General features: G+C 28.9%; 12 protein-coding genes and 3 pseudogenes. 14 read left to right on the forward strand and 1 reads right to left on the reverse strand.

Annotated elements, in window-relative coordinates; genetic code table 11:
- Window positions 1–45: 45 nt before the first annotated feature.
- Window positions 46–306: a hypothetical protein gene (locus tag GAPWK_RS05540; RefSeq protein ID WP_025315267.1), complete on the reverse strand. Its 261-nt coding sequence runs from the start codon at window positions 304–306 to the stop codon at window positions 46–48.
- A 293-nt stretch (window positions 307–599) separates the two neighbouring features.
- Between GAPWK_RS05540 and GAPWK_RS05545 the strand changes: the two are divergent.
- The 14 genes and pseudogenes from GAPWK_RS05545 to GAPWK_RS15515 all read left to right on the forward strand — a co-directional run.
- Window positions 600–807, forward strand: a pseudogene (locus tag GAPWK_RS05545) (IS3 family transposase); the annotation flags it as partial.
- 1,496 nt (window positions 808–2,303) lie between these two features.
- Complete coding sequence (locus GAPWK_RS05550; protein WP_025315268.1) at window positions 2,304–2,768, forward strand: SMI1/KNR4 family protein; 465 nt, start codon at window positions 2,304–2,306, stop codon at window positions 2,766–2,768.
- Window positions 2,769–3,314: 546 nt separating this feature from the next.
- Complete coding sequence (locus GAPWK_RS05555) at window positions 3,315–3,593, forward strand: hypothetical protein (RefSeq protein ID WP_025315269.1); 279 nt, start codon at window positions 3,315–3,317, stop codon at window positions 3,591–3,593.
- Window positions 3,594–3,871: 278 nt separating this feature from the next.
- A complete protein-coding gene (locus GAPWK_RS05560) occupies window positions 3,872–4,513 on the forward strand; it encodes a protein-tyrosine phosphatase family protein (RefSeq protein WP_038517254.1) in 642 nt (213 codons plus the stop codon).
- Window positions 4,514–4,589: 76 nt separating this feature from the next.
- Window positions 4,590–4,892 carry a hypothetical protein gene (locus tag GAPWK_RS05565; RefSeq protein ID WP_025315271.1) on the forward strand — a complete coding sequence of 101 codons (303 nt, stop codon included), beginning with the start codon at window positions 4,590–4,592 and terminating at the stop codon, window positions 4,890–4,892.
- 244 nt (window positions 4,893–5,136) lie between these two features.
- Window positions 5,137–5,433: a hypothetical protein gene (locus GAPWK_RS05570; RefSeq protein WP_025315272.1), complete on the forward strand. Its 297-nt coding sequence runs from the start codon at window positions 5,137–5,139 to the stop codon at window positions 5,431–5,433.
- Window positions 5,434–6,175: 742 nt separating this feature from the next.
- A complete protein-coding gene (locus tag GAPWK_RS05575; RefSeq protein WP_025315273.1) occupies window positions 6,176–6,580 on the forward strand; it encodes a hypothetical protein in 405 nt (134 codons plus the stop codon).
- 405 nt (window positions 6,581–6,985) lie between these two features.
- Window positions 6,986–7,474, forward strand: coding sequence for a hypothetical protein (locus GAPWK_RS05580; protein WP_025315274.1), 489 nt, complete (start codon window positions 6,986–6,988; stop codon window positions 7,472–7,474).
- Between the two features lie 519 nt (window positions 7,475–7,993).
- Complete coding sequence (gene comJ, locus GAPWK_RS05585; RefSeq protein ID WP_025315275.1) at window positions 7,994–8,476, forward strand: competence protein ComJ; 483 nt, start codon at window positions 7,994–7,996, stop codon at window positions 8,474–8,476.
- A gap of 687 nt (window positions 8,477–9,163) precedes the next feature.
- Complete coding sequence (locus GAPWK_RS05590; protein WP_025315276.1) at window positions 9,164–9,586, forward strand: hypothetical protein; 423 nt, start codon at window positions 9,164–9,166, stop codon at window positions 9,584–9,586.
- 1,391 nt (window positions 9,587–10,977) lie between these two features.
- Window positions 10,978–11,244 (forward strand): DUF6881 domain-containing protein, encoded by a 267-nt coding sequence (locus GAPWK_RS05605; RefSeq protein WP_051516241.1) that lies wholly within the window; start codon window positions 10,978–10,980, stop codon window positions 11,242–11,244.
- 404 nt (window positions 11,245–11,648) lie between these two features.
- A pseudogene (locus tag GAPWK_RS14480) lies at window positions 11,649–11,816 on the forward strand (RHS repeat-associated core domain-containing protein); the annotation flags it as partial.
- Window positions 11,817–12,086: 270 nt separating this feature from the next.
- Window positions 12,087–12,563: a hypothetical protein gene (locus GAPWK_RS05610; protein ID WP_025315279.1), complete on the forward strand. Its 477-nt coding sequence runs from the start codon at window positions 12,087–12,089 to the stop codon at window positions 12,561–12,563.
- 231 nt (window positions 12,564–12,794) lie between these two features.
- Window positions 12,795–12,983: pseudogene (locus GAPWK_RS15515) on the forward strand (RHS repeat-associated core domain-containing protein); the annotation flags it as partial.
- Between the last annotated feature and the right edge of the window lie 97 nt (window positions 12,984–13,080).

Genomic DNA, 13,080 nt, shown 5'->3' on the forward strand with positions numbered 1-13,080 from the left:
TCACCACCTGATATATCAATTTTTACATTAAAGCCTTCAAGATTATCAATAACTTGTTTTTTTTTGTTCTAAACTCAGTTCCTCTTTATTATTTATTAAAATATTAGTTGCTTTTTCATAAATATTTTCTTCCTCACTAAGTCGCGGGTAAATTTCTTCTTTAGAAAGAGATTCACTACGAATAATGAGACTATTATTCTTTTTCTTAACATGTAAAGCATCAACGCAACATATAGCACAATCCCATGGACAAACTCTAGTAATGTTATAAATAATGTCAATTTTTCTGTTTGATTGATTTTTCATATAAACTAAGCTCCATTATATTACTGTTAAGATAAATATTAATAAGTCGACACTAAAAATACCCATTGTTTTTGTAAGGATATTTTTATTGTATAAAGAAAATATGCAAATTTCAATACATGGTACTGTTAAATTATTTTTATATTAAATTTGGCCTATAAATCATTAATTTTGAATTTTAGGTGCAAACGGATTGCTGAGTTTATAAAGGAGATTATTTAAATCTTGAGGCCATATTATTCATAAATATAGACAAAATAGTTAACATCATTCCAGCTATTTAGATACTGTTAGATGTTAAAAGACTAAAAGAGCTTGAAGATGAAAATTTTAAACTTAAAAAGTTGTTTGCGGAGTCAGCCTCGAAAACCATGCCATGAAGGAGAATTTCGTAAAAAAGGGTTAGTGATGGCCGAAAAAAAATTGTGTGCATATTCGCTTATTCAAGCGGGTTTATCGGTCATAAAAGCGTGCAAATTAGCCTCGCTATCGTGGGCAACCTGACGGTTATCTATCGTGACTGTAGAAGAGCCTTCAATCACCGAGCTTGTGTGATATCCATCGTGTTCACTGCCTACAAATCACGAACTAAAATGACCCTTGGCATATAATTATCCTTAAATCTGTTTTAAAGAAAAGTCGACATCATCATCGGCTTTAAGCTATCTGGCTTACCGGCTAATAACAAACTCTTTGCCGTCAAAACGGAATTTGGGGGCCAGTGTATTGCACTTATCAATATCGAAATTTCTCCCCTTGTGCTCTGGCGGACAAAAGAGCAAAGGTGAGGACTCTATTTGCACCAATTTATCATCTAAAGATAGCTTGATTTGTCTATTGGTAAAATTTGAAAGTTTTTCTTGAAATGATATTACTTTCCGAAATCAAGATAAAATTATTTGTAATGAGAAAAATAGTGATATCATCAAAATGATGATTTTGTTGACATAATTAAGTTTAAAATTTATTAAATCGATTTTTATCTTAATTTGAGTTTATCTGCGGATAGTGGATTTCGACCTGATTATATTTTATTCAAGATGTTAATAAATAGCTTGTATTATAATAAATTAATATTCTAAAATGTATAAGTAAGGATTAGTAAAAAAGTGGTTTTTGTACTTTGAGTCCGTAGAAGTCCATAAACATCCATTAAGAACCGCTAAGAACTAGTCCAAAAAATAGTCCAAAAGGTTAGCAAAAGCAATATTGGTGTCTGGATAATTCTTTTATATACAACAGGTTATAAAGCTGGATTCGAACCTCGTTTCCCGCTCCAATTACTAATCTATAGAATCTTATAATTGTATAGATTAATAATAATTATGGTATAGCAACCTCACCTTTTCAGAAAAATATAATAATCCTAGCTAAAAAAGTAGACTGATGTTGTCTTTATAATATGATTAAACAATCATAGTATAACAAACATATTGGTCAAAAATTTATTACTGAATTTAAACAACAATTGGTTGAATAAATCTAATCAAATGCGCATATTTTATTAGAGATCTAGCCAAGCACCTCGGCGTTGACAAATTCAACCTTGATAAATAGGTAAGTCAACTTTCGCCGAATAAAACAAGCCCTCGTGAACTAACCAGATTGTAACAACTGATTATGGCTTTAGAAAAAGAAGTAAAATAGCTAAAAATGGCGTATTATATTTAAAAAAAATCATGTGTACTTATACAAAACATATTATTATGATGATAATTACAAAACAGGGCTATTAACCGATAAAAATTACTTAAATATATTGAAACTTATTATAATGGTATGTATCGTTATTTAGTCAATATCTAAATTTCAACTTAGCAAAATGAAAAACAGTATTATCTAAACAACATGATAGAAATGAGTTTTGCTTAAAGTTTTTGCAAGGATATCTTTGTTGTCATCTGGATTCTAGATATATGCAGCTAATGCTTTCAAATACTTATGATGCAGTAAGGCAACTAAGTGGAATTTTAACAAGTAAAGGATCAAAATAATTTATGACTACAATTATTAACTCTAAAAATCCCGCAACTATAGAAGACATTTCCAATTTTGAGAAAATTATTAGTGGTAATTTGCCAAGTGATTATAAAGATTTTTTAATGAAATATAATGGGGGACAACCTCAGCCAAATACATTTGGATTTTTTTCTGATAGAAATGATGAATCTATGGTAGATCAATTTCTTAGTTTAGGCAGAGAAAAACATAGCAATTTATTAAGTTATTACGAGAATTATAAGGACAGAATTCCTTCTGATTTCATACCCATAGCTCACGATGCTGGCGGTAATCTTATTATAATGGAATTGAAATCTAATAGTAATAGAATTTATTTTTGGGATCATGAGTTAGAAGCAGATGAAGATGAAGGTGAAATACCTAATATGGATAATGTCTATTATATTAATCAATCTTTTACCAAGTTTATAAATGATCTTTATCTCTTTGAGGAAAAATAAATTTATTGTTAACAGTATAGAACCATGAATTTAATCCATTTTTACTTAATTGAACATAGATAGATTTTTGGAGTAAATATTATTAAATAATGATGCAGCTGTTTATAAAATCTAAATCTATAGGCAATGAATCTTTAGCTTAACAATTTGTCAAATACGTTTTAGTACTTTGAAGTCGCATTTAACACTGCATCAAATCGGGGGAACAATAGACTGTTTGTTTTCATAATTCTGTTCTCTGATCGGAACTATAATACTGTCACCAATCTGCTTTTCGACTTGAGCACATTGGAACATCCACAATTAACAAATACCTACCAGTAGCAAACTTGGCAGTATCGAATATTACCATTACGATGCCGATATTACCTGATTGAATTATACATTGAACAGCTTTTAACTGTAATGAACTCTTAGTTTACAATCTATTGAAGCAACAATTTAAAAATCACTGATTGGGGTAGACATATCAAAACATATTGTTGTTTATCATCTCAAAAAGATAAAATAATTATATCTTATCAACCGACATAAAGAGTTAATATAATGTTATATTTATCATATATATCTGATACTGATGGAGGTAAGCCATCGTTACTTTTAAGCGACAAAAGTGTTAAATTGTTAGATGATGCACTTTTCTATTTGGAAGAAAAAACTGGAATTTATATTAATCCTTATGGTACAACAAAAGTTTATCCTGACCATCAAAAAATCCTAATTAATTATTTATCAAATAATAAAGACGATGAAATAAAAAAATTATTAGCTTATTTTAGAGAAGCTGTTTCTCAAGATGAAATAATACTAGCTGATGGGGATTAAAAAATGATTATTTACTTGAGAAATATTATATTTATTAAAATTTAAGTAGATACGGTAATAGTGAACTAACTAAAAATCAAGCAAAAGCTAAAGTCACTATCTTTGATATGAATAACCCATCAAAATACTGCCAGTAGTATTAAAGTAAAGACAATTAGTTTAATGAGAATTAAAGATAAACTTGAACTACTTGAAATATAACTGTTACGAAACAATTAGGTGATTGTGGTATAGGGGCTGATTAACTTTCCATGCTTGAAGTTATTAAGGAGCAAAAAATGTCGGTTACTGCGGAATTAAGAAAGTTGTTTGAAACTGAGTTACATAATTACTTGAAGGCAAACCTTGTATGTGCCTCAAATATCAAATGTTTAAAAAAGGAAATATCCATAAAAAAAACAAAAGATAATGAAGCAAGTGGTTATATATGTTTCGATTTCTTGAATAATGCACGTGGTTACTGCCTCTGCACAAGTGTTGATTCTCCTGAATTAATTGATTTTTTTAATAAAGTAAACCCACCATACAGATCAAACAAACCCGAAGGCGTCGTTTATGCAATGAATACTTCAATGGAGGGTAGTTTTAAATCATTCGCTCCCAACTTTGGTGGTACTGTGGATTTACCAAGAAATGAAGAAGAGAGAGAAAAAGCTTGCGAATGGATTTATACTAAGGTGAGAGATATTTATTTGCCAAGAGCTATCAATCTTATTGAGTTAAAACCTGAAACTGTAAACGATATCATATTATTTCCAAATTATTATGCTTATCCTTTTTTGATAATTTTATACCTAATCAAAAAACATAATATGTCTTTATCAGATAAAGACATGGAATCAGTGTTTAGCAAGAGAAAAAGAATTATAGGCAACAAATCGTTTGATAAACAACTTTTAGAGAAATATCTGTCAGAATAAGTATGATCAATTTATAAGCATAGATAATGATACAGACTATGGAATGAATATGAAATAATGGAGAAGATTGGTGCAAATGTATGATTTATTTTTTGAAAAACTACTTACTGCTATAGAGAAAGGTAAGGTGAGAGGTTTTGATGAAATAAAGGAAATAAATGGCGAAAATTATCTTTTTGAATATGCCATTAAAAAGGAGAATGGAAATTACCATACCTATCTTTTCCACATACCAGAAAATAAAATGGCAATGTACGAAGATTATGCAACCGAAGAATTTAGTGAGTTTTCCAATATAGAAGATGCTTTTAATTACTTTAAATTACAAAGTGTTGATATTAGAAAATTTGCTCCTATTAAAAGGACATTACCTTTTTAGATGATAAAGAGATCAAATAAATGACTAAATTCTTTTAGAATAAATAAGCATATATGTTTATTATTCAGTTTTAATGTTGTATAAATAAATCTGTTACATAATATAACATTATTCGCAAAAAATAAGACTTAATTCATTTTTACTAGAGTTGATTAAAAATGTATAAATATGATGATTATTATGAAGATCATTTAAGAAAAAAATACAGGAATTAAAATACGCAATAGATACTAAAAATTCTGATATGTATGAACTAATTGGTTCTATCAGAGATGTGTTTTCATCACCTTATATATCAACGTCGATTGTTAGCCCTAATTTAGTTAAGGAATTATGGATTTTATTAACTAAAGTATTTATCTATAGCGATATTTACGATAATAAATTTGATGCAATATTCGCAATGGATGATATTTACTTATACTCTAGAGGTCAAAACATTAAATTATGCTTAAAAGATTTAGAAAAATGGAGAGAAAAACATAATAAAAATAATACAACGGAAGAAATTTTAGAATGCGTTGATGATATATTAATATGATGTTTAATTCTTTAAATATTCACATTTTTAATATTATTAATCCAGATATTTGATTAACAAAGTGTAAAGCTCTGCTATCTGCACTATATAACTGTCCAAAATCTTAACCGCAATTCCTATTTAGTCCAGAATACTGCTTAAATTAATAATTAAAAGTTTTCGAATTTTATGTGTAATTGGTACTAAACATAATAAGATTAATGATTAAAATTTCCTTTTTATTAGTCGAGTAGAGTTCAGAAATATGTCTTAGTTGTCGTAGTATATACGGTAAAAGTAGCTAAAGTTATGGAAGGGTATAATTCCAAAAAATACGGATGAACTAAAAGATATTTTAAATTAATAACGAGATATTTTATATTGAAATAATCTGCGAAAGATATTAAAAACATCTAAGAAAAATCACAAAGATCTTTTAAAAAAATTTTTCAACTATGTAACTATAGGCACAGATAAAAAATCTAGTTGGTAAATTTAAAGCTGTTGATAATGTAAATTTTTACTTAATATTCCAATAAATATGTTCAATAATGAGATATCAGAAACAATGCTTAGAAAAACGAAAATTAGGTTACAAATCATTTGATAAAGAATTATTATATATACCCTTCGAAAATGAGGACAAGAAATGATTTATATAACCCAGAAAATTAACCTCTGGAACAGGGAAATTTGTAACGTTTATTTAATTTGTGAAAGATATTGCTATTGAGATTATTTTTATCGATAAACAGGGTGGATTATGAAACAATTATTTAACTGCATAATGCAAGGCACTATAATTGACGTTATGATTTCTGGTTATATCGATACTGAAACCCTACCAGTATTCCACCCAATGTATGAAAGGATATATTTTATCATTAATGAAAATATCTTTGAATTATATATTGATGATGATGGGATTATTCAACATAACAATCTGAAAAATATAAATCTATGGTTTGATATTGATGAAGATGACCAATTTTCTTTGATGTCTATATATTCCCAATTATTTAAGACTGAACATGAAATAAAAGTGACGCAAATTGACTATAAAGCAATCCCATTTTCCAACATTAAGATTAATTACAAAGATGGGCAAGAAGAAAGGCAATTGTTTTTAGATCCAAATAATTTTTTTGGTTTTACCTACTACAACTAATAAAAAACAGATAACAAAGTAAATTCTTCCTTACCTTTTTATTTAACTCTAGTTCAATCTATCAAAGAATAAAATAATTAATCCACTTAACTATTTTTTAGCCTTATAAAGCTCTTTTAGCAGATCTTATTGAATAACAAAACTATAGCAAAAGATACAATTTTAAACTAAATTCTTGACCAGTAAATTGAAAAACACTGGTTGAAGATATGGTCAGCTAAATTGAAACTGGATAAAATAAAAAGCTTTCCAATTAATTCTAAGCATAAATAAGTTGTACTTACTATTGATAAGTAAATATATATCCTATATATGACTAAAGTTCGAATTAGTGGTGATGGTACTTTTTCATGATTTTCCTATAAATTCAAAAATAGTAGAACCGATTTTTTGAGGATACTACCTATGTTTAGAATAAAAATAAATAATGAAGTTTCATTGGGTAAAATTGATTATGATGATGAAACTGTTTGTGAAGCAATACATTCCACATATCCTGAATATCATTATGATATTTCATTATTTTGGAATGATTTTGTTATTCCGTTAGACAGACGAGGTGATATTAGTGAGATGTATAATGATATTATTCGTATGCTTAATGCCTTGAAAAGAAATGAAAAAGACTTTTCTATATCATTCCTTTCCAGTACTTTTACCGCTCAGTGGAGCATCCATGTTGAATCAGAAAATTTGAGGATATTACCTAAATGGATCACTGTTTCATTTTCTGATCTGCAACCTTATGATAATCAACAAAACAGTATCCTTATAGTTCCCACAGTAGAATTTATAAATGAATGGAATAATTTATTAAAGATAATAAAAGATGATTTGATTAAGGTTGGATATAATGAAAACCTTGAAGATTTTTATTATTTAAAAACATTATAAATTTATAATGTTAGCAATTAAATCAATATAGACAGAAACTAGATTGCATTATAGTATTTACAATTAGTATAAACTGGTTATAGGTGGTTTTATACAGAGTGGTTAGATTGAGTTGCCATAACCTGTAACTATCTGCAATTTTACGTGCAGAGTTGAGTTTTAAGGTTAGGCAAGTAAACTAGCTACAACTAAATCGAAAAATTATAACTACACACTCAAATTAGATTGAAAAACAACCGAAGATATTTGGATTTATTAGAAATTTAATAGCAGATGCATAGCTATCGGTATTAACCATTAATCTTTTTAGTGCTTTAAGAAATAGGGAAAATAGTTTTATGGAAATAAAAACAAGACTAAAACTTGATCGAGAAGAATAGCTAACGTTTTTATTTAAAAAAAGTGGAACAGTAAGTGTTATTCATATTGTTCCACATGATAATTGTGGTGCTGGATCAAGCATATTAAAAGTTCTCTCAGATTTGTCTGAAGGAACCAAAATTATAGTAGAGGTTGTTGATGGAAAATTCTAAAAATCAAATGGTTGACTTGTTGATTTCACATAATCAGATTTTAGTTCGATCTAGAGCTTACTCTGAAAAATTATCTCAATGGGGCAAAGAGAATATTGAACAAGGTGCTGTTATTCATAAAGATTATGTTATATTTGACCCTTTACCTGAAGAGGCTTTCGGAGCTAATGTTTTTTTAAAATTAACAGATAATTTTGTCATGGACGAAAATACACAACGATGTATTGTGACACCTTTTTATATTAATAATAGTAATAACGTTGAAGTTGCATCAGCTGCAGAACAGTTCAAAATAAACATAAAATTTGATACTTCTTTATATGATCTTTACTATGAAATTTGTGAAGATGATGAAGTTTTTTACAAATTTACCTTTGTTCCTGCAGAAATACCTACAGTAGCCAAATATCTAATGGACGATCCTTGGGGTGGAGAAAAAGATAAAGCACTTAAACTTGGTTTTTTATAACTAACTAATATATAAAATTAATTTCATTTTTAATAAATATGAATTTCACTTTATATTTAAAACATTACACTATTGGTTAATGAAATTAGATAGTAAATAGAATACATATAATTGATCTAGGTAAACCAAATACCCGGAAGTTGTTCTATATGTACAAGTAAACTCAAAAGGTAAGTTTAAAACAAGCGCTCCACCAAGGGGCATATGGTATCATGGGAATGAACAACGTGTATTGAGTTTTGTTGATTATAAGCATCATAAAACTAATTATCCCTATGGTTCTGGTGGGCGTAAAAATGGGGTGGCATAACAAAGTTTATAAAAAAGTCAGGCCAATATGATTAATGTAAGAAGCTTTACTAATTTATTGAAAATTTATAAAAATATTTTTTATTCTGATGTATGGAGTTTTTTTGTTGATTTAGATTATTGATAATACGAAAAAACGCATTGAATCAGCAAAGTATTTAAAGCCATCATACTAACAAAAGAACGCTTTGAAAATGATATCAAATTTAGAAATGATATTATAAATAAATCCGATGAAGGCGTACGTTCTGTTTTAACTCATGCCAAAACAAAAATAGAAACGGGAAATTTACGTAAGTTAGCTAATGATAGATCAAGATAGCTCGGTGATATTGGCCGTAATGTACAAAGATATAATGCTAAGATAGGTTACTAATAATGAATGAAGAATGGAATCCTATATTTCAAATAGAATTAATGGATATTATTAATAGTCTATACATTAAAAAATTGCATGTCGGATCATCTGATTCTCTTATTTATGAAACGATGGGAGAACCAGAATTACCTGTAGCAAGACTGAACAGAAAATCAAAAATATTTAGTCATCTATATGGCAATGTCAATATTTTATCTGTAAATAACACTGTAATAAGGATAGATATTGACATGCATGGTTTTAGAAAAAAGATGGTAATTCTTGGTAGAATAAATAGCTGGAAACTTAATGATTGGCTAAAGCTGGCTAAAATAAAAAATTGGAATGTAAATAAAATTTGTGATGTAGTTCGACTTGAAGGAAAAGGAATAGTTATTTGTTTATCACCGGATGGAAAAGTAGAGATGATTTCTCTTTCTTGAATAACTTTTAGCTCATGATGCTGGGGTTAATCTTATTATAATGGAATTGAAATTTAATAGTAATAGAATTTATTTTTGGGATCATGAGCTTGAAGTAGATGAAGGTGAAACACCTAATATAGACAATGTTTATTATATTAATCAGTCTTTTACCAAGTTTATAAATGATCTCTATCTCTATCTTTATAAGGAAGATGAAATTTAATTAAGCGCATAAATGATGAATATTTATTTGTCTGAATTAAAGTGAATATAGATTAACGTTCTTGTTAAAACGTTATTTAATCATATTTTATATTAATGATTATTAGTATGTTGTTTATAAAATCTGGTGTATATAATTTGCTTCGTTGGATTACTAATTTGTCTGATTTGGTTTAGCACTTTTGGTTTATATTTAACACTTTAATAAATAAGTAGTTTATGAACAGCCTGTTTTATCAACCCTAATTAGAAATATTACTAAACACCATCTGACCGAAATATGTTTTGAATAGTAGAACCATAGCATATATTATGGCAACGTCTATGATGTACTCGAACGACAGATTGAAAAACACCGACTGGATCGGGACGGCAAGCCAAGCCATACCATACCATTCCATACAATCGTACCACCCGTTTCTCATCCTAATCCTTCTATTGGTATAGTTTTGGTTCAATAATTTCAGCAATGATGTAATAATAAAAAAATAAAAAAAACATCGAGTTAGTATCTAAAATGTGATTGAAAATAAGATCTGTAAAATGTTAGGATTATTAAATGTCAAAAATAAACGAATTATGGAATAAAAAAAATTACCAATTAGAAATGGTATTTATTTTGCAAACGGAGAATCTTTTTCATTTCTGGCAAAATTTTATCCCGATATTGTTATAAAAAAAGGAAAATCATTTAGTCTTGTTGATTTTTTAAATAAAAATCCTGATTGTATAACTGATATAGATATTTTTGAGAAAATTAAAATATCAACGGGTGGGGCATGCTTATTAGGAGAAGGTAGCCATGGATCTGAAGGTTTTATTGCATATATCACATCTGATGAAAAGCTAAATTGGGTAATATATTTTGAAGAATCCAATCCTTTTATAAATGCAGTAGAATTACCAGATACATTTCTTAAAGTAGAATCTAGTGCTAACTATACAATAATCTTAGATTTAAAAGATCCTATTAATATTGTTTCAATAAATAAAATTGAAGTATAATTTTATTTTAGAATATAAATTATTTCAAAGAATTATTTAAAACATTTAAATATATATGATAGTGCATATATCTATTACGATAAGGAATGGCATTTATGTAATGTCAAGTTAATTGCTATTAGATATACACCCGGTCGTATAGTCGATTACAGGAGGAACCTGCTACGATATATATTAAAGTCTTGTGGATTCATAAAAATAAAGATGAACCAATTGAATTATATAGCGAGTTAGATGAAGATCGTTATGAGACGAAGAAAGTGGAGATTTTTATAGATGATACAGCAGGTTATGCGGAAGAAAAGCAGTCAAATGGAGAAACATTATTAGGTAAATGTCCAATACCATCTTTAGAAGATATTAATTCAAACCCAGAATTTAAAGCGAAGAGTATAACAAAAGAAGAGTTTTTTGCCATATGGAATAAATATGTTCCATTTCAAAAATAAAGCAAAGCGATTACTCCATACACTTTTTGATTATTTGAACGTATTAAGAAAAAATATTGATCGCCTTATCGAGCGACAAAGCTATTTGAGATTCATTTAGTATTCTTATTGTCTGCAAGCAGGATCAGATATCCGTCAGAAATCTTCATCATAACAATTATCCAAGTATCAAATTCCACCTCAGCGAGCAGCCGCCTTTAAGATGGCGGCTGGAGTGTTGTAAATAATATGTGGTCATGCCTCTTTTACTGTTTTTGTGACCAATGCTGACATAACTAACCTGATCGGCATGCCGAGGAGCTGACGGATGAAGCTGGTGAAATCATCTGAGTATACTCATACCAGCTATGGAGCAAACCGATACAGGAAATTGCCTATAGAAAGATACAATAGACCCTGAGGATCAAAGACAGTATTTAGACAGAGAAACCGGGCTGCACTACAATACTTTCAGGTACTATGATCCGGATACAGGCCGCTTTACCCAGCCTGATCCGATTGGATTAGCCTGCGGATACAATCTTTATCAGTATGCACCCAATGCGCTAATTTGGGTATATCCATATGGTTTAATTTGTATTATAAATTCAAATTAATGTGTTACGGGCAATAAATCAAAGTCGAGAGCACCTTGAATTGACGGGTACAATTTAAATCCTGGACAAAAATCAGATTTATATTTAGACAAAAATGGATTAACTATACCAAATCAATGCGGTGCTTTAACATTTAAAACTCCAGAGCAATCACCATTAACTGGAAATTACCACAAACTCCCAGAAGGAACTACTTCACCTAATGGGTTAGCTGACAAATTTGATGCTCAAGATGTAGGTTGAACAATGTCAACTGGTCATGCAACAATATATCCCACTAAACCAATGAAGCCTCAAACTTTGGTTAAATTTTATAATTCCTTACCTTGGGAACATATTGGAAAAAATAAAATGTTTAAATCAAATCAAATGCAAATTCTTTTTGATGAATGTATAAAATTACAAGATAACTTATTAGATAATATATTTTTATTATCGAAATGTCCTAATCTAGTAACATTAATAGAAAAAAATTTAATAGGTGATATAAATGCATCTTTATTATATATTATCAAACAATTACCAGAAGAAATAAAAATTAGTTTACTACCAAATATTATAGAAATAATGAAAAACTTAGATGGAAAAACTAAGTTATGTCAAGATATCATTTTATCTATGAATAGAGAGTGGTTAAAAAAAAATATTTGGTCATATTCTAAATATGTCTTCGATGATCAAGATTATCAAAGCTTTGGAATATTTATGTATGTATTTATTTAATTCTATAAGCGATGAGTTATCCCAAAAGCTTGCTATTCTAGCTTTAGAAAGTGATGATGAAGATGTTCGTGAGATAGGACAGATTTATTTCGATTTATCATCTAAAATATAATATTAATTAAGAATCGGATATCTCCCTTTTCTAATTGACAAAATTAATTAAATTGTAAATAGAGTAAGCTTCTAACTGTATGAAACAGGTACAGGAAAACAGACATATCCCGACCCAATAAAAATCTGGGTTATCAGGGACAATATTTAGACAGAGAAACTGGTTTACATTACAATACGTTCAGGTATTATGATCCGGATATAGGTAGATTTACCCAGCCAGACCCGATTGGGCTGCTGGGTGGCTTGAATCTGTATCAGTATGCGCCTAATGGGTTGACTTGGGTCGATCCGTGGGGATGGAGTTGTGGTGTTGTAAAACCCCGAAAAGCGTCTCAATTGCCTGTAACAAAACTAGGAACAAAAGCATGGCAAAAAGCAGTAGAAAAATTAAGGATGGCTAGAG

This window comes from Gilliamella apicola, assembly GCF_000599985.1.
GTDB lineage: Bacteria > Pseudomonadota > Gammaproteobacteria > Enterobacterales > Orbaceae > Gilliamella > Gilliamella apicola.